Origin of the sequence: Streptomyces sp. NPDC050433 (assembly GCF_044458565.1) — a bacterium.
In the GTDB taxonomy this organism is placed as follows: Bacteria; Actinomycetota; Actinomycetes; order Streptomycetales; family Streptomycetaceae; genus Streptomyces.
Window position 1 is genome coordinate 73,045 of the sequence record NZ_JBITIB010000015.1, and the last position, 25,275, is coordinate 98,319.

At 70.8% G+C, this 25,275-nt stretch carries 23 protein-coding genes and 1 pseudogene; 22 read left to right on the plus strand and 2 right to left on the minus strand.

From position 1 onward, the window contains the following. Positions 1-260: 260 nt before the first annotated feature. The 17 genes and pseudogenes from ACIBLA_RS19830 to ACIBLA_RS19910 form a co-directional block, all read left to right on the plus strand. Positions 261-1,112, plus strand: a pseudogene (locus ACIBLA_RS19830) (hypothetical protein); the annotation flags it as partial. Positions 1,113-1,274: 162 nt separating this feature from the next. Then, a complete protein-coding gene (locus ACIBLA_RS19835; RefSeq protein ID WP_399199355.1) occupies positions 1,275-2,162 on the plus strand; it encodes an FAD-dependent oxidoreductase in 888 nt (295 codons plus the stop codon). Positions 2,163-2,343: 181 nt separating this feature from the next. Next, positions 2,344-3,426, plus strand: a complete 1,083-nt coding sequence (locus tag ACIBLA_RS19840; RefSeq protein ID WP_399199301.1) for a class I SAM-dependent methyltransferase — start codon at positions 2,344-2,346, stop codon at positions 3,424-3,426. Beyond that, entirely contained in the window at positions 3,423-3,734 is a 312-nt protein-coding gene (locus tag ACIBLA_RS19845) for a hypothetical protein (RefSeq protein WP_399199302.1), read from the plus strand. The genes ACIBLA_RS19840 and ACIBLA_RS19845 overlap by 4 nt, the downstream gene beginning before the upstream one ends. Beyond that, positions 3,734-4,183 (plus strand): nuclear transport factor 2 family protein, encoded by a 450-nt coding sequence (locus tag ACIBLA_RS19850; RefSeq protein WP_363242637.1) that lies wholly within the window; start codon positions 3,734-3,736, stop codon positions 4,181-4,183. Before ACIBLA_RS19845 ends, ACIBLA_RS19850 begins: the two co-directional genes overlap by 1 nt. Next, the gene (locus ACIBLA_RS19855; protein WP_399199303.1) at positions 4,180-5,301 is read left to right on the plus strand and encodes an ABC transporter substrate-binding protein; all 1,122 of its coding nucleotides are present in this window, start codon (positions 4,180-4,182) and stop codon (positions 5,299-5,301) included. Before ACIBLA_RS19850 ends, ACIBLA_RS19855 begins: the two co-directional genes overlap by 4 nt. Positions 5,302-5,349: 48 nt before the next feature. Then, the gene (locus ACIBLA_RS19860; RefSeq protein ID WP_363242639.1) at positions 5,350-6,180 is read left to right on the plus strand and encodes an ABC transporter ATP-binding protein; all 831 of its coding nucleotides are present in this window, start codon (positions 5,350-5,352) and stop codon (positions 6,178-6,180) included. An 11-nt stretch (positions 6,181-6,191) separates the two neighbouring features. Next, the gene (locus tag ACIBLA_RS19865; protein WP_363242640.1) at positions 6,192-7,061 is read left to right on the plus strand and encodes an ABC transporter permease; all 870 of its coding nucleotides are present in this window, start codon (positions 6,192-6,194) and stop codon (positions 7,059-7,061) included. After that, a complete protein-coding gene (locus tag ACIBLA_RS19870) occupies positions 7,058-7,810 on the plus strand; it encodes an SDR family NAD(P)-dependent oxidoreductase (RefSeq protein WP_399199304.1) in 753 nt (250 codons plus the stop codon). Before ACIBLA_RS19865 ends, ACIBLA_RS19870 begins: the two co-directional genes overlap by 4 nt. Positions 7,811-7,831: 21 nt before the next feature. Then, a complete protein-coding gene (locus ACIBLA_RS19875) occupies positions 7,832-9,202 on the plus strand; it encodes a M20/M25/M40 family metallo-hydrolase (RefSeq protein WP_399199305.1) in 1,371 nt (456 codons plus the stop codon). Continuing rightward, the gene (locus ACIBLA_RS19880; RefSeq protein WP_399199306.1) at positions 9,199-10,488 is read left to right on the plus strand and encodes an Ohr family peroxiredoxin; all 1,290 of its coding nucleotides are present in this window, start codon (positions 9,199-9,201) and stop codon (positions 10,486-10,488) included. Before ACIBLA_RS19875 ends, ACIBLA_RS19880 begins: the two co-directional genes overlap by 4 nt. Positions 10,489-10,557: 69 nt before the next feature. Beyond that, complete coding sequence (locus ACIBLA_RS19885) at positions 10,558-11,448, plus strand: IclR family transcriptional regulator (protein ID WP_363242644.1); 891 nt, start codon at positions 10,558-10,560, stop codon at positions 11,446-11,448. Further along, complete coding sequence (locus tag ACIBLA_RS19890) at positions 11,441-12,691, plus strand: CaiB/BaiF CoA transferase family protein (RefSeq protein WP_399199307.1); 1,251 nt, start codon at positions 11,441-11,443, stop codon at positions 12,689-12,691. The genes ACIBLA_RS19885 and ACIBLA_RS19890 overlap by 8 nt, the downstream gene beginning before the upstream one ends. A 94-nt stretch (positions 12,692-12,785) precedes the next feature. Beyond that, positions 12,786-13,679: a cyclase family protein gene (locus tag ACIBLA_RS19895; protein WP_363242646.1), complete on the plus strand. Its 894-nt coding sequence runs from the start codon at positions 12,786-12,788 to the stop codon at positions 13,677-13,679. Continuing rightward, positions 13,672-15,108, plus strand: a complete 1,437-nt coding sequence (locus ACIBLA_RS19900; RefSeq protein WP_363242647.1) for an MmgE/PrpD family protein — start codon at positions 13,672-13,674, stop codon at positions 15,106-15,108. The genes ACIBLA_RS19895 and ACIBLA_RS19900 overlap by 8 nt, the downstream gene beginning before the upstream one ends. 1 nt (position 15,109) lies before the next feature. After that, positions 15,110-16,579: a dihydroorotase family protein gene (locus ACIBLA_RS19905; RefSeq protein WP_399199308.1), complete on the plus strand. Its 1,470-nt coding sequence runs from the start codon at positions 15,110-15,112 to the stop codon at positions 16,577-16,579. A gap of 52 nt (positions 16,580-16,631) precedes the next feature. Next, positions 16,632-17,483 (plus strand): CoA ester lyase, encoded by an 852-nt coding sequence (locus tag ACIBLA_RS19910; protein ID WP_363242649.1) that lies wholly within the window; start codon positions 16,632-16,634, stop codon positions 17,481-17,483. A gap of 348 nt (positions 17,484-17,831) precedes the next feature. Here the strand turns inward: ACIBLA_RS19910 and ACIBLA_RS19915 are convergent, their stop codons facing one another. Together ACIBLA_RS19915 and ACIBLA_RS19920 are read right to left on the minus strand one after the other, a co-directional pair. After that, positions 17,832-18,899 carry an aldose 1-epimerase family protein gene (locus tag ACIBLA_RS19915; protein WP_399199309.1) on the minus strand — a complete coding sequence of 356 codons (1,068 nt, stop codon included), beginning with the start codon at positions 18,897-18,899 and terminating at the stop codon, positions 17,832-17,834. After that, a complete protein-coding gene (locus tag ACIBLA_RS19920) occupies positions 18,896-19,642 on the minus strand; it encodes an SDR family oxidoreductase (RefSeq protein WP_363242651.1) in 747 nt (248 codons plus the stop codon). The genes ACIBLA_RS19915 and ACIBLA_RS19920 overlap by 4 nt, the downstream gene beginning before the upstream one ends. A gap of 217 nt (positions 19,643-19,859) precedes the next feature. Here ACIBLA_RS19920 and ACIBLA_RS19925 point away from each other — a divergent pair, with 217 nt between their 5' ends. From ACIBLA_RS19925 to ACIBLA_RS19945, 5 genes are all read left to right on the plus strand, one after another. Next, positions 19,860-21,068, plus strand: a complete 1,209-nt coding sequence (locus tag ACIBLA_RS19925) for a CaiB/BaiF CoA transferase family protein (RefSeq protein WP_399199310.1) — start codon at positions 19,860-19,862, stop codon at positions 21,066-21,068. Further along, positions 21,065-22,159 (plus strand): carbohydrate ABC transporter substrate-binding protein, encoded by a 1,095-nt coding sequence (locus ACIBLA_RS19930; protein ID WP_399199311.1) that lies wholly within the window; start codon positions 21,065-21,067, stop codon positions 22,157-22,159. Before ACIBLA_RS19925 ends, ACIBLA_RS19930 begins: the two co-directional genes overlap by 4 nt. Next, on the plus strand, positions 22,156-22,962 hold the full coding sequence (locus ACIBLA_RS19935; protein WP_363242654.1) for an enoyl-CoA hydratase/isomerase family protein: 807 nt from the start codon (positions 22,156-22,158) through the stop codon (positions 22,960-22,962). The genes ACIBLA_RS19930 and ACIBLA_RS19935 overlap by 4 nt, the downstream gene beginning before the upstream one ends. A 10-nt stretch (positions 22,963-22,972) precedes the next feature. Beyond that, a complete protein-coding gene (locus ACIBLA_RS19940; protein WP_363242655.1) occupies positions 22,973-24,145 on the plus strand; it encodes a fumarylacetoacetate hydrolase family protein in 1,173 nt (390 codons plus the stop codon). A gap of 74 nt (positions 24,146-24,219) precedes the next feature. Then, the gene (locus tag ACIBLA_RS19945) at positions 24,220-25,260 is read left to right on the plus strand and encodes a LacI family DNA-binding transcriptional regulator (protein WP_399199312.1); all 1,041 of its coding nucleotides are present in this window, start codon (positions 24,220-24,222) and stop codon (positions 25,258-25,260) included. The last annotated feature ends 15 nt before the right edge of the window (positions 25,261-25,275 follow it).

Genomic DNA, 25,275 nt, shown 5'->3' on the forward strand with positions numbered 1-25,275 from the left:
CCGTACTCGACTCCTAATGTTCCGGCCAAGGCAACAGCGTTTCGCTCACTGGAACGCACTAAGGCTTAGCTGTGTGGATCCACCCGAGGAGTCGTGGTGAAGAACGCAGGCATAGAGCAACTAATCGAGCCATTCCGCATTGGCGGCCTTGACGTCCGCAATCGTGTGTTCGTCCCAGGGCATACGACGAACTTCGGCCACGCGAATCATCCGACCCGGCGCCATGTGCACTACCACGCCGAACGGGCGCGGGGGGCGGTGTCGGGTTGATCATCACCGAAGCCGTACGGGTGCACCCCACCAGTGCGGGGCGCCACATCAGCCTTGGCTGTTTCGACGACACCTCGGTCCCCGCCTACGCGGCGGTCACCGAAGCCGTCCACGCACACGGCGCCCTGGTCTTCGCACAACTCATGCACGCGGGCCGGCAGGCCAACGGTGACGCCACCCGCACGGCCGCGTGGGCGCCGATGGATGTGCCCTGGGCGTCGGGTGCGGCGATACCCCATGCCATGGGACCCAGCGACATAGGGGTGGTCGTCGGGGCGTTCGGTGAGGCGGCGCGCCGGATGGGCGGGGCCGGATTCGACGGCGTCGAGATCCATCTCGGCCACGGTCATCTGCTCCAGCAGTTCCTCTCGCCCTTCACCAATCAGCGCACCGACCGCTACGGCGGCAGCGAGGAGAACCGGCTCCGGCTCGTCCGGGAGGTTCTGGAGCGGGTGCGTGAGCGTGCCCCGGACCTGCCGTTGGGCATCCGGGTCAGCGCCGACGAATTCCTGCCGGGCGGCCTGGGACCGGCCGAGGTGATGGCCGCCGTCGGCGTGCTGCGCGCCGAACACCCGATCGCGTACGTCCATGTGAGCCACTCCGCGTACCACGGCAGTTCCTCACTGGCCACTCAGATGGCCGACATGAGCTTCGGGCACGCGCCGTTCCGGCACCACGCGGCCCAGTTCAAGCGGGCGTTTCCCGATCTGCCGGTGCTCGCCGTCTGTCGGCTGGACAGTCTGGCCGAGGCGGCGGTGCTGGTCGAGGAGGGCGAGGCCGATCTGGTGGGGCTCGCCAGGCCGCATATCGCCGACCCCCATCTGGTCCGCAAGACACTGGACGGCCGCGCGCACGAGATCCGGTCCTGTCTTGCCTGCAACCAGGGATGCGTGGGGCGGCTGGAGGCGAGCCTGCCGATCTCCTGCGTGGTGAATCCCGAGGTCGGGGCGGAGCGCGAGTGGATCGCCGTACGGTCGGCCGCACGGACCCCCGCCCGGCGGGTCGTGGTCGTCGGCGGGGGACCGGCGGGGATGGAGGCCGCCCTGTCCGCCCGGCGGGCCGGTCACGAGGTGACCCTTGTCGAGGCCGGTGACCACCTTGGCGGCCAGATCGTCCGTGCCGGATCGGTTCCGGGCCGGGAGCGGCTGACCCTGATGACGGACGAACTCGCCAGAGACATCGCCCGTGCCGGTGTGACCGTACGGACCGGCGAGAGTGTCAACGCGGCCGACCTGCTGCCCGGGGGGCGCCACGACGGCTTCGAAGGGGTGATCCTGGCGACCGGATCGCTACCCCGAAGGCGTGAACTCCCCCTGGGGCCCGAGGTGTTCGACCTCTGGCAGGCGATACACGCACTCTCCGGCAAGGATCCTGACACACCACCAGCCCTACGCGGCACGGTGGTGATCCGTGACGACGGCGGCGACTGGCCCGCTGCGTCGCTCACCGAATGCCTGGCACGCGAGGGGGCCGCCGTACACCTGGTGACCCCGGCGGCGGCGCTCTTCCCGCGTATCACCACCTACTCCAGGCTCGGCCTCACCCAACGGCTGGGCGCCCTGGGGGTGAAGGTCCGGCCGCTGCGTACGGTCGTGGACGCCGTCGGCGACCGGGTCACGTTGAAGGACACCCTGAACGGCGACACCGAGGAGCTCCACGGCGTCACCGCCATCGTCGACGCGGGCCTGCCGACCGCGGCCGACGACCTCTACCGCGTGCTCGACGGGCACCCCGACGCGCCACCGGTGCTGGTGGTGGGAGACGCCAACGCGCCACGGACCGCGCTCGAAGCCATCTACGAGGGACGCATGGCAGGAACGTTTCTTTCCAGCGCGGCGAGCGGAGCCGGAACCCTGGCCACCGCGGGAGCCACCGCTGTCACGGCCCACTGAACGGCGCCACCACCACGCCGCCGACGGGCCCCGTCCACCGCACCCCGCAGACCTCCGCCGTATCTCGGCGGTCCGCTGCCCGCCCACACCCCCGCCGGCACAACGGCCCCGTCCACCTCACCACTCCACCCGTTCCGCGTACCGCGAAGCTCCGCCGCACACGTACCGAGAAGGAGTCGTCATGATCGATATCGAGGACCGGCTGACGCTCGACGAGCGCTCCCGAGTCGACTACATCCTGGCCCTGCGCAAGCAGTGGGCCAACACCGTCTATCCCGCGCTGACGCGGGAGTACGCCGCAGACGGCGAACCGCCGGCGGACACCGTCGAGCAGGCCGCGAACCGGCTCCACGAACTCAGCCTCTACCCGTGGTTCAGCCATCTGGAGCGCGTCCAGCAGAAGATGCTGTGGAAGGCGGCCGGCGAGGCGGTGCTCAGCCGCCGCGCACAGCTCACCGAGCAACTGGCCGAGACGGCGGCGGACGGCGCCGGCACACTCACCCTCAACTCGTCCCTCGAACTGCCTTCCTGGTACACGGACTTCGACATCCACATCCAGCCCGGCAGCTTCTTCTCCGACGACATGTCGGCCTATGTCTACGAGTTCGGCGCCCGCATCGTGATGCTGCGGGACAACGACGGCTACAAGTTCCACAAGCTGTTCACGCAGACGGCCCTGCCCGAACTCCCCGCCGCCGAGCGGGTCGTGGACATCGGCTGCGGCTTCGGGAAGAGCACCCGGCCGCTCGCGGGCAAGTACCCCGGCGCGGAGATCATCGGGGTCGACCTCGCGGCACCGGGGCTGCGCCTGGCACACGCCGAGGCAGCCGCCGAGGGCCTCGCCCTCAGCTACCGCCAGGCCGACGGCCGCGCGACCGGACTGGAGTCCGGGTCCTGCGACGTCGTCACCGGGACGATGGTGCTGCACGAGATGCCGTCCGACGCGGTCCGCGAAACCATCCAGGAGGCCGCGCGGCTCCTCAAACCCGGCGGGGCGCTCCGCTTCCTGGAGTTCCAGCCGACCGGCGACCCGTTCCGCGACGCCACCGTCTTCGAGCACGCCGAACGGAACAACGAGCCCTTCTTCCACGACCTCTTCGGGTCGGACCTGCTCGCGATGTGCGCGGAGGCCGGGCTGACAGGCGCCTCCTGGGCCCCCTTCGACGAGCGCAACGACGGCGTCCGCGAGGACGGCTGGGGCGACCGTCGCGAATGGCACTTTCCCTGGGCCGTACTGGCGGCGAACAAGCCGGAGGAACGATGAGTGACGAGTTCGACTACTTCAAGGACCCGCGCATCGGCAAACTGCTCGACCTGGTCCTGCAACTCAGCACCGACGTCCATGTCACCGCCCAGCGGACCCTCGCCCTGGAGGCGCTGCTGGTCAGGAACGGCACGCTGAAACAAGGGGAGTTGGACTCCTTCCTCCCCGAGCCCGCCGAGCAGGCCCTCCTCGACCGCGGACGGGAGGAGATGCTGGGCCGCCTCGTCAGCATCCTCTCCGAGGCGGGACCCGCCGAGCACCCGCTGCGCGACCAGTGGGAAGAGCTCCTGACGAGACGGGCCGGCTGATGGACGCCCGGCCCGAGCAGCCCACCGCCCTGGTGGACCGCTATCTGCGGCTGTGCGAGGACCGGGACCTGGAGGCCGCGGCCGGTCTGCTGGCACCGGGCGTGGCCTTGGTCTTCCCCGGCGGGCAGCGGCACGCCTCGCTCGCAGCGATGGCGGCGAGCGCCCGAGGTGACTACCGCTGGGTGCGCAAACGGCGCGAGCGGTACTTCGCCGCCCCCCTGCCGGACGGCTCCGGTGCCACCGCCGTCACCTCCCTCGGCACGCTCTACGGGGAAGACCTCGCGGGCAGTCCGTTCGAAGGCATCCGCTACGCGGACGTCTTCGTCGTCCAGGACGGCCTCATCTCCGAGCAGCACGTCTACAACGACCTCGCTCTCGCCGGAACATCCCGCTCCACCGCCATCGGCGCACCCTCAGACCCACCGATCCGAACGAGGTGTCGGACATGAAGCGTTCCCTACGAATCAGCTGCGCGGCGCTCGCCGTCGCCACCCTCTCGGCGACCGCCGCCTGCGGTGGCGGATCAGCCTCCTCCAGCAAGGAGAAAGGCGGCACGGCGACGATCGAGTTCTCCATCGCCTCCGCCGTGATCGGTCCCAAGGAAGAGGTCGCCACCTATGCCGTCGGCAAGCAGGAGGGCTTCCTCGACAAGGAGCGGATCAAGGTCGAGACCTCCAACGCGGACGGCTCGGTGGCCGCGCTCCAGGCGGTCGCGTCCGGCAGCGCCGACATCACCGCCGCCGACGTCGGCGCGATCCTCGCGGCCAGGGAGAAGGGCGTTCCGGTCAAGGCGATCGGCGGACTGGTGCAGAACTGGCCCTGGGTGATGGCCGTTCCGCCCGGCAGCGGCATCAAGACGGCGGCCGACCTCAAGGGCAAGAAGATCGGCGTGATCTCCCTCGCCTCGGGATCGGCGATCTACGCGAGGGCGTACGCGGCGAACGCCGGACTGGACGAGAAGGACATCGAGCTGCTCCCGGTGGGTGTGGGGGCGCAGGCCGCCTCCACCCTCAAGCAGGGCAAGGTCGACGCCCTCGCCCTCTACACCCAGGCGTACACCACGATCGAGAACACCGGCACGACCTACCGCTACCTCGACAACCCGGACATGTTCCAGGGCATCCGCTCCATCACCTTCGCGGTGCGAGAGGACACGCTCGACAAGCGCCGGGACGAACTCGTCCGGTTCCTGCGGGCCTCCTACCAGTCGATGCTCTTCTCGGCGGTCAGCCCGGAGGCGGCGATGAGGGACGGATACAAGGTCTTCCCTCAGGTCCTCGCCGGCAAGTCGGCCGACGACCGCATCGCCGACGACACCAAGATCTTCGAAACCTGGATGAAGTCGGCCACTCCCAGCAGCGGGAACCCCGAGGACTTCGCCGACTGGGGCGCCATCAGCGACCAGGAGTGGCTGAAGACCGAAACGTACACCAAGGAGTCCGGACAGATCACCAAGGACGTCCGGATCGACGACGTCTGGGACGACAGCCTCCTCAAGGACGCGAACGACTTCGACTCCGCAGCCGTCGTCGCCCGCGCGCAGAAGGCCGGGACGGCCACCGACTAGCACCGACCAGCACCGACCGGAAACGGACCGAGAGTTAAGGACGCCAGCATGGCCATCAGAACACTCGGCCGCCGACAGGCGGCCGCACCGGCCCCCACGGCTGACGAGACGGCCTGGATCGAGGTGGCCGGACTGGAGAAGCTGTACCGCCCCCGCAGGTCGGAACCGACCCGGGCCCTGTCGGACATCGATTTCCAGGTGCGGCGGGGGGAGTTCGTCTCCGTCGTCGGCCCCTCCGGCTGCGGCAAGACCACGATGCTCAAGATCCTCGCCGGCCTCATTCCCAAGACCGCGGGCACGGTGCGCGTGGCGGGGCGCGAGGTGACGGGGCCGCTGCCGGAGATCGGCATGGTCTTTCAGGCGGCGACGCTGCTGCCCTGGCGCACCATCCTGGAGAACGTGATGGTGCCCGTGGAGGTCCAGCGGCTGGACCGGACGCGCTACCGCGAACAGGCCCGCCGGCTCCTGAGCATGGTCGGCCTCGACGGATTCGAGGGCAAGTACCCGCACGAGCTGAGCGGCGGCATGCAGCAACGGGCCGGTATCTGCCGGGCGTTGGTGCACGATCCGGCGGTACTGCTCATGGACGAGCCGTTCGGTGCCCTCGACGCCATGACCCGCGAGTACATGAACGTCGAACTCCTGCGCATCTGGCGGGAGAGCGGCCAGACCATCGTCTTCGTCACCCACTCCATTCCCGAGGCCGTCTTCCTCTCGGACCGGGTCATCGTGCTCACCCCCCGGCCCGGACGGATCGCCGAGGTCGTGGACATCGATCTGGAACGGCCGCGCGACCTCGGCGTGATGGCCTCCGACCGGGCCGGGGTGTACGTGGACCGGATCCGCCGCCATTTCCACGCCACCGGCGTGATGGGCTGAGGAGGCCTCCGATGACGATCACCAAGACCGGCACCGCCGGCACCTCACCGTCGGCCGCGGCCCCGGGGCCGCCGAAGCGCGGGCGCCGCCGGCCGCGCCTGCCCGACCTGCGCGAGCGCCCCGAATTCATCCTGGTCCCCGGCGTGTTCGTGCTGGTCGTCCTGGTGTGGGAGTACGCCATCCGGCCGCTCGGGATCGACGAGTACGTCCTGCCGCGCCCGTCGCAGATCGCGGACGCGCTGTGGACACAGCTCAACGACCCGCTGTTCTGGTCCCACTTCAGGGTCACGCTCCAGGAGTCCGTGCTCGGCTTCCTGCTCGGTGTGAGCGCCGCGATGATCCTCGGTACCGCGATCAGCCAGGTTCGGATCATCGAACGCACCTTCATGCCGTACATCGTGGCGTTCCAGACCGTGCCGAAGGTGGCACTGGCCCCGCTGTTCGTCGTCTGGTTCGGCTTCGGCATGACCAGCAAGGTCGTGATGGCGGCGGTCATCTCGTTCTTCCCGGTGCTCGTCAACGTGATCGAGGGGCTGCGGTCGGCGGACGCCGAACGGATTCAGATGCTGACCGTCTTCGGCGCGAGCCGGGCCCAGGTGTTCCGGATGGTCCAGCTCCCCAACGCGCTGCCGTTCATCTTCGCCGGGCTCGACATCGGGATCGTGTTCGCGATCCTCGGCGCCGTCGTCGGCGAGTTCATCGGTGCCAAGGAGGGCCTCGGCTATCTGCTGCTCCAGACGAACTACAACTTCGACATCGCCGGCATGTTCGCGGTGCTGCTGGTCCTGTCGGTGCTCGGCCTGCTGGCGCACTTCGTCATCCGCTTCGCCCAGCGCCGGCTCGCCTTCTGGTCCGAGGAGAACCGGGTGATCGCGTCATGACCGACCCCGTCCGGCTCGACGGCCATGTCGCCCTCGTCACCGGAGCCGCACGCGGCATCGGCGCTGCCGTGGCCCGCAGGCTGGCCTCACTCGGCTGCCGGGTCGCCCGCGCGGACCTGGCGGCTCCCGCCGACTGGGAGCCCGTCGGGCCGGACGGGGACGGTCACACCCGCCACCGTGTCGACATCCGCTCCACGGCGTCCTGCGAGGAACTTCTCGCGGAGGTGCTCGCGGCGCACGGCCGTCTCGACCACCTGGTGAACAACGCCGGAATCGTCCGCAGGGGACCGGCGGCGGAGACGACCGACGAGGACTTCACCACCGTCGTGGACGTCAATCTCTCCGGCACCTTCCGGGTCACCCGCGCCGCCCACCCGGCGCTGAAGGCCGCCGGTTCGGCCAGTGTCGTCAACATCGGCTCCACCAACGGCCGGATCGCGGTCCGCGACTCGCTCGGCTACTGCGTCAGCAAAGCGGCCGTGATGCACATGGCCAGGGTCCTCGCCCTGGAGTGGGCACCCGACGGGATCAGGGTCAACGCCGTCGCCCCCACCATCGTCAGCACCGACATGACGGCGGACGTCCGCGGCGACGCGGACTACCTCCGGGACAAGCTCGCCTCCATTCCGCTGGGGCGCATGGCAGGGCGGGACGACGTGGCCAACGCGGTCGCCCATCTGCTCAGCCCCGCAGCGGCGATGACCACCGGCCACACCCTGTTCGTCGACGGCGGCGCCACGATCCACTGACAAGAAGGAAGAGAAGAACCGATGCCCGAACCGGACCTCTCCGCCGCACTCGACGCGGTCGACACCCACTTCGACACCTTCGTGACCGAACTCCGGGACCTGTGCCGCATCCGCAGCCGCCGCCAGGAGGCGGACCAGATGCGTGCCACGGCCGACTTCCTCGCCGGTTCCCTCGCGCGCTGGGGCGGCACCGCCGAGGTCATCCCCTGGCAGGACTCACATCCCTACGTCCTGGGCGAGATACCCGGCGGCGAGCGGTCCCTGCTGCACTTCAACCACTACGACGTCGAGGTCGAGCCCACCGGCGACGACGACGCCTGGACCAGCCCCCCGTACGCGGCCGACGTCCGTGACGGAAGGCTGTACGCCCGGGGTGTCGCCGACGACAAGGGGGCGCTGCTCTCGCGGGTGCACGCCGCCGCCGCGTGGCGGCTGGCCGGGCTGGAGGCCCCGGTCACCAGCCGTTTCATCATGGAAGGCAAGAAGTGGCTGCACAGCCCCGGCCTGGACTCGTTCGTCGCCGCCCACCGCGACCGGCTCGCCTCCGACGGGGCGCTGTGGGAGAACTCCTGGGTCGACGGACAGGGCCGTCCGCTCCTCAAACTCGGTGAGAAGGGCGTCCTCTACCTCCGGCTGACCGCCACCACCCTCAGCCGCGAACTGACCAGCCAGAACACCGCGTTGCTGCCGACGGCCACCGCCCGCCTCGCTGCCGCGCTCTGTACCCTCCAGCGGCCGGACGGCACGGTCACGGTCGACGGATTCGCCGACGGCGCGCGGCAGCCGACCGAGCACGAGCTCGAACTGCTGCGTCAACTGCCCTTCGACGGAGCCTTTCTGCGGGAGCGGGCCGGAGTCGAATCCTTCGTCGGCGGTCTCGACGACACCGAGGCCGCCATCGCCATCCGTACCAGGCCCACCCTCACCGTCACCGGGATCGAGGGCGGCGACACCCGCGACGACATCACCCTCGGGCTGCCCGCCACCGCGACCGCCAAGATCGAGATCCGGCTGATCGCGGGCCAGGACCCGGAGAGGGTGTTCACCACCCTGCGCAAACACCTGGTGGAGCACGGATTCGGTGATGTGGGTCTGGAGATCATGGCCGCCAGCCGCCCCCATCTCACCGACCACCGGGACCCGTTCGTCGCGCTGGTGGCCGACGCCGCCCGGCGGGCGTACGGCACCGAACCGATGGTCGAGCCCTTCACCCAGTGGATCGGCAACCAGGGCGCCCTGGGCGGTCACCCCATCGTCGGTGTCGGCGTGTCCCGCGCGGACGCCGGGATCGACGGCCCCGACGAGCACATCCTCCTGGAGGACTACCGCACGGGCGTCAAGCACGTCATCGAGGTGATGGCCGCCCTGGCCGCGACGGAGGAGAACCGATGACCACCCATCTGCGGGGCTCCGCCCGCCGCGACTACGTCACCCTGCCGTGGGGCAGGGTCCACTACCGGCACGCCGGTGACCAGGACGCGCCGGTGGTTCTGATGCTGCATCAGTCGCCGCTCTCCTCGGCCACCTACGAGCCGGCCCTGGCCCCACTGGCGGCCAGGGGCGTACGGGCCGTGGCCGTGGACACCCCCGGATTCGGTATGTCGGACGCGGCTCCCGGGCCCTGGTCGATACCGGAGTACGCGCGGGCCGTCTGGCAGATCGCCGACGCGATCGGCCTGGACAGCGTCCATCTGCTGGGCCAGCACACCGGCGCGACAGTGGCCGCCGAGGCCGCGCTGCAACAGCGTCAACGGGTCCGCGGACTGGTCTTCCAGGGCATCCCGCTCTACTCCGACGAGGAACGGGCCGAGAAGTCCTCCTCGTACGCGCCCGGCTACACACCCGCCGACGACGGCGGCCATCTGCGGGTGATCTGGGACCGTGTGAGGTGGCTGTACCCGACGATCGGTGCGGAGTCCGCCAGCCGTCAGGTCGCCGAATACCTCAGCGTCGGCCCCGACTACGCGGTGGCCTACCGCGCGGTCTTCGCCCACCGTCTCGACACGGCGGCCCTCGCCGGCATCCCCACCCTGCTGCTGCACGGCGGCGACGACGTGCTCAACCGGATGAACAAGGAAGTCCAGGCCGCGTTCCCGGACGCGCCCCTGACGGTGATCCCCGGCGGCACGGACTTCGTCGCCGAGGAACAGCCGGAGGAGTTCGCCTCCGCGCTTGCCGCCCACGTACGGGCACACGCGGCCGGCGCTCAAGCCCGGGGCACCGCCCCCGTACCGCTGTCAAAGCCCTTGTACACGGCGACGGTCGAGGCCGAGGGCGGCCGCGCGGGCCGGGTCCGCTCCCTGACCGGGGTACTGGACCTGCCGCTCTCCCGCCCGGCAGACCGTACCGACGGAGATCCGGGCAGCGACCCGGAAGAACTCTTCGCCGCCGGTTTCGCCGCCTGCTTCCGCAGCGCACTGGACGTGGCGGCCCGCAGGCGCCGTACCGCCCTCGCCACGACGACGGTCACCGCCTCGGTCACCCTCGGCACCACCGCACCCGAGGACAGCTCAGGCCCCGGCCGCTACGGCCTCGCTGTCGCGCTGCACGTCAGCGCCCCCGGCGTACCGGCCGACGAGCTGGCGGAATTGGTCGCTGACGCCGACAGGATCTGTCCCTACGCCAACGCGATACGCGGCAACATACCGGTGTCCACACAGGTGACAGGGAAAGGCTGAGCGGCTTGTTCCCTTGCCCCCGTCCCCCCACCCGGCCGCGCCGGCGGCCACGACACGACAGAGGACCCCATGACCACCGAGGACAGCCTCGCCCACCCGGACCAGCCCCGATCGGGCATCGCCCGCGCCCTGGCGGTCATCGACGCCATCGGCCGTTCGCCGCAGAAGCACGGGGTGTCGACGATCGCCCGGGAGACCGGTCTGTCCAAAGCGGTGGCCTACCGCATCCTGCGGGAACTGGTGTCAGGTCAGTTCCTGCGCTTCGACGAGGAGACCAAGCTCTACGGTCTCGGCCCGGGGGCCCTGAACATCGGCCTCGCCGCCATGCGTGAGCTGGACATACCCGCTGTCGCGCACCGTCATCTCGCGACGCTCTCCGAACTGACCGGCCAGACGAGCACCCTGTCCGTGCGCCAGGGCTGGTCCCGCGTCTACGTCGACCAGGTGCTCTCCCGCCACGAGATCCGGATGTCCGTCGCGCTCGGCACCAGCCATCCGCTTCACGCCGGGTCGTCGTCCAAGGCGATCCTCGCGGCGCTGCCCGACTCGGAGGTGGAGGACTACATCGGCCACCACGAGCTGGACAGGGTCACTGCGGCCACGATCACCTCCGCCGACCTGCTCAGGGAGGAGATCGCCCGGATCAGGAGGCTCGGCTACGCGGCCAGTTACGGAGAGCGGCAGACCGAGGCGGCCAGTGTCGCCGCCGCCGTGCACGGGGCCACCGGACAGGTGGTCGCCTCGCTGTCGGTCTGCGGCACCAAGGCGATGTTCGACGGCGACGGCACCAGCCAGGAACGGCTGGGTGAAGCGGTGGCCAGGGCGGCGGCGGCGGTCTCCGCCGATCTGGGCGCCGGGCACCGCGGCCCGACGGGCGCCCCGGCGGGTGTGACGCCCGTACTGCGGCAGAACGGGCGGGCAGGTCTGTCCGCCGTCCCACGAGAGGAGCACCATGAGTGACCCGACCGCCCCCGCGGAGGTCTCCGCCGAGGTCCCGGCGGCTCCGCCGGGACCGCTCCACGGGCTGCTGGTCGTCGACGCGTCGACCATCCTCGCCGGCCCGCTCTGCGCCCAACTGCTGGGCGACTACGGCGCGGACGTCATCAAGATCGAGCACCCCGTCGCCGGCGACGGCATGCGCGGGCACGGCCACACCAAGGACGGCCACTCCCTGTGGTGGAAGGAGATATCCCGGAACAAGCGCACGGTCGGGCTCAGTCTTTCCGTCCCCGAGGGAGCGGAGATCTTCCGTTCCCTGATCGCCCGTGCCGACGTCCTCGTCGAGAACTTCCGCCCCGGCACGCTGGAACGCTGGGGCCTGGGCCCCGAGGAACTGCACCGCGTCAACCCGGGTCTCGTCATCGTCCGGATCACCGGCTTCGGACAGACCGGCCCCTACGCCGGCCGGGCGGGATTCGGCACCTTGGCCGAGGCCATGAGCGGCTTCGCGCATCTGACCGGGGCGGACGACGGGCCGCCCACCCTGCCGGCGTTCGGGCTCGCCGACAGCCTCTGCGGTATCGCCGCGTCGTCGGCGGCGGCCATGGCCCTCTTCGCCCGTGAACGCGACCCGCACCGGCGCGGCCAGGTCGTGGACATGAGTCTGCTGGAGCCGCTGATGGCCGCGGTCGGTCCCTCGCCCACGGTCTACGACCAACTCGGGCTGGTGGAACGGCGGCACGGCAACCGTTCCACCAACAACGCCCCGCGCAACACCTATCTCACCTCCGACGGCCACTGGGTCGCGGTGTCCACCAGCGCCCAGGTCATCGCCGAGCGCGTACTGCGCCTCGTCGGCCACCCGGAGGTCATCGGCGAGCCCTGGTTCGCGTCGGGGGGCGGCCGGGCAGCGCACGCCGACGTCCTCGACGGCATGGTCGGCGACTGGATCGCGGCCCGTACCCGGAACGAGGTGATCGAGGAGTTCACGGCGGCCGGCGCGGCGGTGGCACCCGTCTACGACGCCCGCGACATCGTCGAGGACCAGCACATCCGGGAGACCCGGATGATCACCAAGGTGGCCGACGACGACCTCGGACCGCTCCTGATGCACAACGTGATGTGGCGCATGTCGCGATCGCCGGGATCGATCCGCTTCACCGGCCGGTCCCTGGGGGCGGACACGGAGAGCGTCCTGGTGGACGAACTCGGCCTGGACCCCGCCGAGGTGGCGCGGCTCCGCGAGGAACGCACTGTCACCTGAACCCGTCGGGAAGGCCGGGCGCCCCGGCCGCCAACGACCGCACGTACCCGGCCCCGTGCCGGGAGCCGCACTTCGATCAGAAACGGATACTCCAGTGAGCAGCACCACGACATCGTCGGGCCAACTGGTCCGACCCGGCAGGGACCGCCTCCTGGACGCGCTGCGGGACGGCGTCCGGGCCTACGATCTGGCTCGGCCGATGTTCATCGGTATGCCGCAGTCCCCCAACCACCCGGCCTACTGGCACACCCTGCCGCGCCGCCACGGAGACCGGATCAGATCCGACGGGGGCTCGGCCGCCAACGACATGCTCGTGATGGGCACACACGTGGGCACCCATATCGATGCCCTCGCCCATGTCTCCCACAACGGCCTGTTGCACGGGGGAGCCGACGCGGCGGAGGCGGGAGCCGGCGGCGTCTACGCCGACCACGGTGTCCACACCATCGAGCCCATGGTCCGCCGGGGCGTCCTGCTCGACATCCCAGCCCTGCGCGGGGAGGAGTGCTGCCCACCGGGTTACGAGATCACCCCGGCCGATCTCGAAGCGGCGGCGCGGCGGCAGGGCACGGCGATCGGCGAAGGCGACGTGGTGCTGATCCGCAGCGGCTGGGGACGCCACTTCGACGACCCCGACACCCGGACCTACACAGGAGGCGAGTCCGGTGTGCCGGGGATCTCGGAGGCGGGCGCGCGCTTGCTGGCCGCCCGGCGGGTCCACGCGGCTGGCGCCGACACCATCGCCTTCGAACGGTTGGCGCCCGGCCAGGGACACAGTGTGCTGCCCGCGCACCGGGTGCTCCTGGTGGAGTCCGGCATCTACATCATCGAGACGCTGGCCCTGGAGGAGATCGCCGAACAGCGAGTGTATGAGTTCACGTTCGTCCTCGCGCCACTGCCGCTGTACGGCGCGACAGGGTCACCGGTGCGTCCGCTGGCGCTGGTCGGTGACGACCGGCCGACGACCGGGAGGGCCACCGATGGCTGAGCCGACACTCGCCGGTGAGCTGGCGGCCTTCGCCGGGGGCACCCCCTACGACGCGCTGCCGGCCGATGTGACCCACAGCGTCGGCCGACGGGTCCTGGACGTCCTCGGGCTGTGCGTCGCCGCCCACCGCCTGCCCACCAGCGGCGCGATCATCGCCCACGTCACCGAGCAGGGCGGACGCCCACAGGCTCACGCGGTCGGCGGCGGCCCTCGGGCGCTTCCGGCCCCGCTGGCCGCGCTCGCCAACGGTGTACTCGCCCACTCCCTGGACTACGACGACACCCATCTGCCGTCCGTGCTGCACCCCAGCGCCTCCGTCGTTCCCGCCGCGCTCGCCGCCGCCGAACTGGCCGGTGCCTCGGGCCGGGAGACCGTACGCGCCGTCGCCATCGGCCTGGAGGTGTGCGTCCGGCTCGGGATGGCCGGCTACGACCCGGAGGCGGGCAACTCGACGTTCTTCGAGCACGGCCAGCACGCGACGTCCATCTGCGGGACGCTGGGCGGCGCGGTCGCCGCGGGGATCCTGCTCGGCCTGGACGAGGGCGGTCTCACCGATGTGCTGGGCATCGCCGCGTCCACCGCGTCCGGCATCATCGAGGCCAACCGCACCGGCGGTACCGTCAAACGGCTGCACTGCGGGTGGGCGGCGCACGCAGCCGTCACCGCGGCGCAGCTGGTGGCCCGGGGCTTCACCGGACCGCCGACCGTGCTGGAGGGCAGGTTCGGCTTCTTCCAGGCGTTCCTGCACGGTGTCTACGCGCCGCAGGAGATCACCCGCGGCCTGGGCACCGACTGGGCCGTACCCGGCATCTTCTTCAAGCCCTACCCCGCCAACCACTTCACCCACACCGCGGTGGACGCGGCCCTGGAACTGCGCCGCCGGGGACTGGTCGCCGACGAGGTGGAGTCCGCCGTCCTCGGGGTGCCCGCCCCGGTTCTGCGGACCATCGGCCAGCCCCTGGAGCGCAAGCGCGCGCCGGAGAACGGCTACGAGGCCCAGTTCAGCGGTCCGTACGCCGTGGCCGCCGCGCTCTACGGAGCGGGGGAGGGGCTGGGCGTCGGCCTCGGCGACTACACCGACACGCTGGCAAGGGAGCCGCGGCGGCGCGCACTGATGGCGAAGATCGACGTGGTGGCGGACGCGCGCGCCACCGACGGCTTCCCGTACCAGTTCCCCGCCACGCTGACCGTCCGCGACACCCGCGGCCGGACCTGGCACACGGAGATGCTCACCAACCGGGGCGGCACCGACCGTCCGCTCACCGACGGTGAGCTGGAGACGAAGTTCCGGGACAACACGGCGGGCCGGCTGTCCCCGGCCACCGCCGACGCCGTGACGGCGCGGGCCCGGCAGCTCGACAAGCTCGACGACATCCATGAACTCCTGGGCTTCTTGGCGGAGTTCGACAGCAACAGCGGGAGGCAGTGAGATGAGCGACTACGACCTTGTGGTGAAGAACGCCCGGGTGGTCAGCCACGAGCGGGACGAGCCCGTCGCGGCGGACATCGCGGTCCGCGACGGCCGTATCGCCCTGGTGGCGCCGGAGATCGGCGCCGGTCCCGGCACCGAGGTGGTCGACGCCGGCGGCAGGCTCGCCTTCCCCGGTGTCGTGGACGCGCACCAGCACTGGGGTATCTACAACGAGCTGGCGCAGGATGCCGGTTCGGAGAGCCGGGCCGGCGCGCAAGGCGGGGTGACCACGGCGCTCACCTACATGCGGACCGGGCAGTACTACCTCAACAAGGGCGGCCCGTACGCGGACTTCTTCCCGGAGGTGCTCGCAGCCGCCGAGGGCCGTGCCCACATCGACTACGCGTTCCATCTGGCGCCGATGAGCCGCGGCCACATCGACGAGATCCCCGATCTCATCGAGCGATTCGGGGTGAGCTCGTTCAAAATCTTCATGTTCTACGGCAGCCACGGACTGCACGGGCGTTCCGCCGACCAGAATTCCTTCCTGATGACTCCGGAGGGCGAGCGTTACGACTACGCGCACTTCGAGTTCGTGATGCGCGGCATCCAGGCGGCGCGCGAGCGCTTCCCGGAACTCGCCGACCGGATCTCGCTGTCGCTGCACTGCGAGACGGCGGAAATCATGAGCGCGTACACCAAACTGGTCGAGGATGCGGGGGAGTTGACCGGCCTGGCCGCCTACCACGCGTCCCGGCCACCGCACTCGGAAGGGCTGGCCGTCTCCATCGCCGCCTACCTGGCGCACGAGACCGAGCTGCCGACGATCAACCTGCTGCACCTCTCCTCGCGCAAGGCGGTGGACGCGGCCGTCCGGATGGCACGGGCCTTCCCGCACATCGACTTCCGCCGCGAGGTCACGGTCGGACACCTGCTCGCCGACATCACCACCGCACAGGGACTCGGCGGCAAGGTCAACCCGCCGCTGCGGCCCCGCGAGGACGTCGAGGCACTGTGGGAGTACGTCCTGGACGGCACCGTCGACTGGGTCGTGAGCGACCACGCCTGCTGCCGCGAGGAACTGAAGTTCGGCGAACCGAAGGACGACGTGTTCCTCGCCAAGTCCGGTTTCGGCGGCGCCGAGTACCTGCTGCCCGGACTGATCACCGAAGGGAGCAGACGGGGCCTGTCCTACGGCCGGATAGCCGCCCTTACCTCCTGGAACCCGGCCCAGCGCTACGGGCTCGGGACCAAAGGAGCGATCGCCGTGGACCACGACGCCGACTTCTGTCTGGTCGACCCGGACGCGCACTGGACCGTACGGGCCGCGGACTCCGAATCGGCCCAGGAGTACACGCCGTTCGAGGGCTTCGGACTCACGGCACAGGTCACCGACACCTTCCTGAGGGGCCGCCAAATCCTCCGAGCGGGCAAGCCGGTCGGCGAACCGTCCGGTCGCTACCTGCGTCGGCCGGTGGCACGGCCGTGACACGCCGAGCGGCCGTGCCACGCGGAACGGCGCGAGGGGAGGGGGCCGGGCCGTGAGATCCGCACTGTACGTCCCGGGCGACCGGCCGGACATGCTGGCCAAGGCACCGTCCCGAGGCGCCGACGCCCTCATCGCCGACCTGGAGGACGCCGTCCCGCCGGCGGGCAAGGACCGGGCCAGATCGACGGTCGCGGAATGGCTCGCCGGGCGGAAGACGGACGCGGCGGGACCCGCGATCTGGGTACGCATCAACCCCGGGAAGCGCGGGCACGACGACGTACGCGCCCTGCTCGGCAGAGGAGTCACCGGCTTCTTCGTGGCCAAGGCGGAGTCGCCGGAGGACATCGACGCCGTGGCCCAACTGCTCGCGGACGACCCGAATGCGGTGCTCTGTCCCGTCCTGGAAAGCGCCGCGGCCGTCCTGGCGGCCCCCCGCATCGCCGGCTGTTCACGGGTCGCGCGACTTCAGCTGGGGGAGGCCGATCTGCGGGCGGACCTCGGGGTCTCCCTCGGCCCGGGAGAGCACGAACTGCTCTGGGCCCGGTCCCATGTGGTCCTCGCGTCGGCGGCGGCGGGCCTCGCTCCACCCATGGCGCCGGCCGGCACAGACGTACGTGACCTCGGGGCGCTGAGGGCCGGCACGGAGGCGTTGAAACGGCTCGGCTTCCGCGGACGTACCTGTGTGCATCCCGCCCAATTGCCGGTGGTCCACGAGGTGTTCACCCCGACCCCCGACGAACTGGCCCGAGCCCGCGATCTGGTGAACCGTTTCGAATCCGCCCATGGCGGAGCGATGCTGGACGAGGGGGGCCGCATGGTCGACGAGGCGGTCGTCCGACGAGCCCGCCGCCTGCTCTCCGAGACACCGGTGCCGGTCCTCGATCGCGGGGCGATCGAGGAGTGAGGCTGGTCGGACTCGAGGCCCGACCTCGCCACTCGCTACCGGACGAGCTGAATCATCCACGTCGCCCGGATCGCCGCTGTTGCCGGACGCCTGCCTACCCGCGGGTTTCCTCCGGGCCTCACTCGGTGCGCACAACTCGTTCTCACTCGGAGTGGGTCCGACCGTCGGCCCCGATGGACGGCCGAGCCGCTGGCGTACTCGGGCAAATCGACCGAGATGGTGCCACCCGGGAAACCGGTCACCCGGAACGAGTCGGCGCAGGGCGGGAGCCGCGTGGCCGGGTCCGCCGTGTGGGACAGCCGCTCGGTGCCACACCGGATGCGGCACCGAGCGGCCCGGTCCTCCGGGTCAGCCGTTCCGGCCCACCCGGAACGTCGTCGTGTACAGGCGCTCCTCGCCGGGTTCCAGGAACGTCATGGACCCGTCCTCCCGCGCGGCGGTCTCCCCCGCGACGTGGTGTGTGGACGGTTCGAAGCCCACCGCGTACGCGCCCTCGCGCAGGTGCATCCACTGGAAGTAGGCGGGGAACTGTTCAGGGTCGTACTCCAGCTCGAAGTACATGCCCAGGCGGTCGTTGACCAGCCGGGGCCGGACCAGACCGTCGGCGTCCGATACCGGCTCGTGCTCGTAGACCTGTTCCACGAACCCGCTCAGCGGACCGGGCATGTCCGTGTGGGAGACACCCTGCTCCGCGACGCTGTCGCTCTGCCACAGCGTGCGGCGCACGGGGATTTCGTAGCGCGCGCCCTCCTCCAGGAACGGCCAGCCGATGTTGATGTGGTACAGGAACATGTGGGGTGTGAGGTCGAAGCCCGCGTTGCGCACCCGGTCGATCAGCCGGATCTCCGTGCCGCCGAGGTCGGCCTCGATGCGGCGGGTGAGCCGCAGGTGCTCACCGAAGATCGCCGCCTGGCGCACCTCGCCCTCCGCCCACAGGACGCAGCGGTCGTCGCCCTCCCACCGCTCGCCGTACCCGGTGAGCCGGGCCGGCAGGTTCGCGACGCGCCCGTGCAGTCCGTTGGAGACCGTGCGGCGGGGCGGATAGCGGTACTGGGAAGCGTCCACCTCGGCTCCGAAGAGTGTGTGGTCGAGGCCGGCAGTGAGCAGCAGCCCGGAGAAGCTGCGCATGATCGACAGCCCTTCGTCGTCGCGGTACTCGTGCAGCCCGGGGTGGCGGAAACCGGTCGCCGAGCGCCAGCCGAAGCCGCGTCCCTCGAACTCCGCACCGCCCAGGTCCATGGCCCGGTCCACCAGTACGTCGAAGTTGAGACCGGCGCCGGTACGGAACTCCAGCGTGCGGATGCCGCGTTCGGAACCGTCGTCCAGGACGACGGACCGCACGCCGCCGGCCGCGCCGAGATCGCCGGCGAGCCGGGCGAGGGAACCGCGGTCGTAGTCGCGTCCGTTGAGGTTCACGACATCACCCACCCTCCGTTGACCTCGACACACTGGCCGGTGATGAACGTGGAGTCGGGTCCCGCGAGGAAGGAGACCACGGAGGCCAGTTCGTCGGGCCTGCCACGCCTCTTCAGCGCCTGGTGGTCGAGCACGTGCCGTGTGTACACCTCTGGGTTCTCGTGGATCTCCTCGGCTGCCGTGGGGAAGGCGCCGGGGGAGACGCAGTTGACCCGGATCTCCTGGGGGCCCAGTTCGCGGGCGAGGGCACGCGTGAAGGCGACGGCGGCGCCCTTGGTGGAGACGTAGGCGGCGAGTGAGTCCCAGCCGCCGTGCATGGTGATCGACGCGACGTTGACGATCGCCCCGCCACCCGTTGTGGCCATGTGGCGCGCCGCGGCCTGTGCGGCGACCCAGTAGGCGCGCTGGTTTACCGCCACGACCTCCTCGTACTCGGCGAGCGGCACCTCCAGGAAGGGCCGGCTCGGGTACACAGCGGCGTTGTTGACCAGGACGCGCAGGGTGCCCAGCTCGGTGGCGGTCCGGTCGACGGCCGCTGCGATCGCTGCGGCGTCGCGCAGGTCGGTGGTGAGTGCCAGCACCGGGGAACCGGCCTTCCGCACCTGCTCCACGGTCCGCTCCAACGGCTCCGCGTCGTGGTCGAGCACGGCGACACCGAATCCGTCGGCGGCCAGCCGGGAGGCCGTGGCCCGGCCCAGGGCGCCGCCGGCGCCGGTCACGAGTGCGGCTTGCGGTCGTTTCATCGGTGGTTCCCATCTTCCCGGTGTCGACCGGGCGCCGAGGGGGCGGATCGGGGCGTTGACACTGCGAGCCGTGCCCGCTTAGCGTGAATGTTAGCGCTGCCGGTAGCGCTAACAACAGGGTTCGGAACGACGGAACGACGAGAACCCGCACGACGAAAGCCCGCACGACGCGACAGGTTCCGCGCCCCCTTCCTCCACCCCTCCTCCAAGGAGTCCCATGAGCACGCGCGACAAGCCCGGCATACTCGCCGGGTACCGGGTCCTCGACTGCTCGATCGCCATGGCCGGCCCCTTCGCGGCGCAGCGGCTCGGCGACCTCGGCGCCGACGTGGTCAAGGTCGAGCCGGTCACCGGCGAGTGGCAGCGCCACGCGGCCGCCGGCGGTGCGGGCGGCAACCGGATCAACGTCTCCTTCCTGTCGCTCAACCGCAACAAACGCTCGCTCGCCGTCGACCTCAAGGACCCCGCGGGCAAGGACGTGTTGCGCCGGCTCGTGGCCGACGCGGACGTCTTCCTGCAGAACTACCGGCCCGGCGTCGCCGCCCGTCTCGGCGTCGACTACGCCTCGTTGGCCGCGATCAACCCCTCGCTGGTGTACGTCTCCATCTCCGGCTACGGCGAGGACGGACCGTACGCGCAGCGCCCCGGACAGGACCTGTTGCTCCAGGCGATGTCCGGGGCGATGCTGTCCACCGGCCACGCCGGGGAGGCGCCGCGCGCCGCCGGCCAGTACCTCGTCGACGCCGTCACCGCGTCCACCGCGTTCGAGGGCGTACTCGCCGCGCTGCTGCACCGTGAACGCACCGGCGTGGGCCAGCTCGTGACGGTCAACATGCTCGACGCGATCACGACCCTGCAGATGCAGGAGCTTTCGGTGCACACCGTCGGCTCCCTGGACCAGTCCCGCTCCGAGGAACCGCACGCGCACGTCTACATCCGCGCGCCATACGGCGCCTTCCGGACCGCGGACGGCTTCATCGTCCTCGCGTTCCCGTCGCTGAGGACTCTGGGAGAGACCATCGGCGAGGAGAGCTTTCTGTCCATGGAGGACGAGAAGCACGGCTGGACCCACCGCGACGAGATCTTCGCCCGCACCGCGGCCCGGCTGCTCGACAGGTCCTCGCTCCACTGGCTGGACGCCTTCAGGGCCGCCGGTATCTGGGCCGGTCCGGTCTACGGCTACGCGGACCTGGTCGACGACCCGCAGATCCGGCACAACGGCACCTTCGTCACCTACGACCACCCCACCGAGGGCCGCGTCAAGGTGCCCGGATTCCCGTACAAGTTCTCGGCGACCCCGCCACGCATCGACCGGGGCGCCCCGCTCACCGGTGAACACACCCGCGAGATCCTCGGCGAGGCCGGTCTCGACGACGCGGCGATCGAGGCGCTGTTCACCTCCGGCACCGTCGCGGAGACCTCGTGACCTACGCCGGACTGACGTGGGACCACCCGCGCGGATACGACGCCCTCGCCGCATCGGCCGGTGACCTCGTGCACTGGTCCGTCCAGCCGCTCGAAGGCTTCGAGTCCCACCCCCTCGACGATCTCTGTGCACGCTACGACCTCGTCGTGCTCGACCACCCGCACCTCGGCGAAGCCCTTGCCGCCGGCTGCCTGGTGCCGCTGGACGATCTGTTCACCTCCGAGGAACTGCACCGCTGGCGCGCCCGGTCGATCGGTTCCACCATGCGCTCGTACGCCATGGAAGGCGTCCAGTGGGCCCTCCCTCTGGACGCGGCCACCCAGGTCGCCGCCACCCGGACCGACCTCGCCGGTGAGCCGCCCGCCATCTGGGACGAGGTGCGCGACCTCGCGCGCCGCGCGCCGGTGGCCCTGTCGCTCGCCGGGCCGCATGCGTTCCTCACCTTCGCCTCCGTCGCGGTCGCCCTCGGCGAGGAGCCCGCCGCCCACCCCGACGAACTGATCGGTGACGGGACGGGGCTGGCGGTCCTCGACCTCCTGGCCGATGTCGACTCCCTCGCTCCGGCCGAGACGCGCACCCTCAACCCGATCGGGCTGCTGGAGTTGATGTCGCGAACCGACCGGCTCGCACACTGCCCGCTGGTATACGGCTACGTCACCTACGCCGACCGGCTGGCGTTCACCGACGCGCCGACGGCGCGACCCGGCGGGCTGCCGGGCTCCACCCTCGGCGGCACCGGGCTCGCCGTCAGCTCCCGGTGCACTCCCAGCGCCGACCTCCTCGACCACATGCGGTGGTTGATGTCTTCTCCCGCCCAGCGCGAATTCCTGCCCCGGCACAACGGGCAGCCCAGTGCGCGTTCCGCGTGGACCGATACGTCGATCGCCGGCGCGGACTTCTACCGACGTACCACCGCCACCTGCGAACAGGCGTGGGTTCGACCCCGGTACGACGGCTACATCGGCTTCCAGACCGCGGCCTCGGCCGTCGTCCGGGACGCACTCGCCAACGAGACCGGCCACCGGGCGGCGCTCGAAGGGATGCGCACGCTGTACCGGGCGAGCCGGGCGGCGGAGGAAGGACGAACATGACAGACCCCACCACGAGCACCCCGCCCGACCTCGGCACCGGGCACGTACTGCTGGAAGTCGCCGACCGCGTCGCGACCCTCACCCTGAACCGGCCAGAGAAGCTGAACGCCGTAACCCCCGAGATGTCCCGGGCACTGGTCCGTGCCGTCGAATGGTGTGACACGACGGACGACGTACGCGCCGTGGTCGTGACCGGCGCCGGCGGGCGTGCCTTCAGCGCAGGGTCGGACATCCGCGAACTCGATGGCTACCGCACGCCGTGGGAGTTCCGCAACCGCGTCGACTACTGCGACGCCATCCGCGAGGCCCGCACCCCGACCATCGCGGCGGTCGGCGGCTATGCGCTCGGCGGCGGGCTGGAGACCGCACTCTCCTGCGACATCCGCATCGCCTCGCGCACGGCGTCCTTCGGTGCGCCCGAGATCACGCTCGGCTGGATCGGGGGCGGCGGCATGGCCGCCTTCCTCAACCGCGCGGCAGGCCCCGGCAACGCTGCCCTGATGCTGCTCACCGGCGAACGAATCGACGCCGCACGGGCGTTGGCCTGGCACCTCGTGAGTGAAGTGGTCGCCCCCGGGGAACTCCTCGACCGGGCCCGTGCCCTGGCCGGAGTGATCGCCTCCCGGGCCCCCGTGGCGGCCGAAACGGCGAAGATCAACCTGCGGGCAGCCGGAAACCTGCCCGAGGACCAGGCTCTCGCCTACGAGCGGGACCTGCAGACGATCTGCTTCGCCACCGAGGACGCTTCCGAAGGCCGCCGCGCGTTCGCCGAGAAACGCCCGCCCGTATTCCGTAAACGCTGAGAGGACCGACATGAACCAGTGGCCCGACGCCGCGACCACCCTTCCTGCCGACGGAACCGAAGGGGCGCTCGTCGGCCGGATCTGGCGGCCCGGTCTCGGCCCCTCCGTCGTCACCGTCCGCGACACCGGTGTGCACGACCTGACCGCGACCTTCCCGACCGTGCGCGACCTCTGCGAAACACCGGACCCCGCGGGTCAGTTGCGCGCGGCCGACGGTGAGAGGATCACCGGACTCGACGAACTGCTCGCCAACACGCCGCCCGACACACGGAATCCGGCACTGCCCTGGCTGCTCGCCCCGGTGGACCTCCAGGCGGTCAAGGCCGCAGGGGTCACCTTCGTGGTGTCCATGCTGGAACGCGTGATCGAGGAGCGGGTCCGCGGCGACGCCTCCGGGGCCGCCGAGGCGCGCGAGCGGATCCGCGGGCTCATCGGGGACGACATCGCCTCGCTGCGGCCCGGCTCCGAGGAGGCCGAGGCGTTGAAGCAACTCCTGGTCGCCCAGGGGGTCTGGAGCCAGTACCTGGAGGTCGGCATCGGACCCGATGCGGAGATCTTCACCAAGGCCCCCGTACTGGCCGCCGTCGGCAGCGCCACCGACGCGGGGGTGCGCTCCTCGTCGCGGTGGAACAACCCCGAGCCGGAAGTGGTGATCGTCGTCTCCTCCACGGGCGAGGTCGTCGGCGCGACGCTCGGGAACGACGTGAACCTCCGTGACGTGGAAGGCCGTTCCGCACTGCTGCTGCCCCAGGCGAAGGACAACAACGCCTCGGCGGCACTCGGTCCCTTCGTGCGGCTGTTCGAGGACGGCTTCGGGATCGGGGACGTGCGGGAGGCGACCGTCACCTTGACCGTCGAAGGTGAGGACGGCCACCGGCTCGACGCGGTGTCCTCGATGTCCCTCATCAGCCGCGACCCCCTCGACCTCGCAGCCCAGTTGGTCGGACCGCATCACCGGTACCCCGACGGCGCGGTGCTCTACCTCGGCACGATGTTCGCCCCGGTGGAGGACCGCGACGCCCCGGGCCAGGGATTCACTCATCACGACGGTGACCTGGTCACGGTCGCGACTCCCCGGCTCGGCGCGCTCGTCAACCGGATCAGGGCCAGCGAGGCGTGCGAGCCGTGGACCTTCGGCCTCGCCGATCTGATGCGGTCGCTGTCCGCTCGGGGAGCAGTGTGACGACAGGCCCCACGGCCGGTGTCCCCGGCCGTGCGGACGGGGCGGTGGGCGGAACGCTGGATATCGTCTCCGGTGTGACTCCCGATCCCCGCCGCCCCCGCAAGCGTTCCGCGACCCGTTCGGTGACCCTGGCGGACGTGGCGGCCGCGGCCGGGGTGTCCGCCCAGACGGTCTCCCGCGTCGTACGCGATCCCCTGTTGGTGTCGGACGCGACCCGGGCCATGGTCGAGGCGGCCATCGCGACGACCGGTTATGTGCCCAACCTGGCCGCCAGCAATCTGGCGTCGAACCGCAGCCGCACGGTCGCCGTCCTGGTGCCGCAGATCAACGCGTCGGTCTTCGCCGACACCGTCCACGCCTTCTCGACCGCCCTGGCCGCCCACGGCTACCAGATCTTCGTCGGGACGACCGACTACCGGCCGGAGCACGAGGAAGAGGTGCTGCGCAGCTTCCTCGGCCGACGGCCGGACGGACTGCTGATGGTCGGCACCGACCACACCCCGGGCACCCGTGCCCTGGTGCGGGCGGCGGGGGTGCCGGTCGTCGAGACGTGGGGCTGGTCGGACGATCCACTGGATCTGCTGGTCGGTTTCTCGAACGAGGCGGCTGCGTCGGCGATGGTGGCCCACCTGGCGGAGCGTGGCCGGCGCAGGATCACGTTCGCGGGGCGACACACCTCCGGCGACCCGCGGGCGGCGGAACGCCTCGACGGGTACACGACCGCGGTACGCCAACTGCTGGGCGCCGCCCCGCGCACCGTCGACGCGGGTCCCGAGGCGGTCACCATGGACACCGGGGTCGCGCTGCTGGACCTGGCCCTTGAGAGATATCCGGACTCCGACGCGGTGATGTTCTCCAGCGACGTGTTCGCCGCCGGGGCCCTTCTGGCGTGTGTACGCAGGGGGATCGACGTACCCGGCAGGCTCGCGCTGGCCGGGTTCGGCGACTTCGAGTTCGCCCGCCATCTCGTACCGGCGCTGACGACGGTCGCCGTACCCGGCGCTCGCACGGGGGAGTTGGGGGCCGAGCTGCTGCTGGCCCGGATGCGCGGTGCCACGGTCGACGTCCCGCACCGGGACGTCGGCTACCGGGTCGTCGTCCGCGAAAGCTCCTGACCGGGCCGGGTCGCA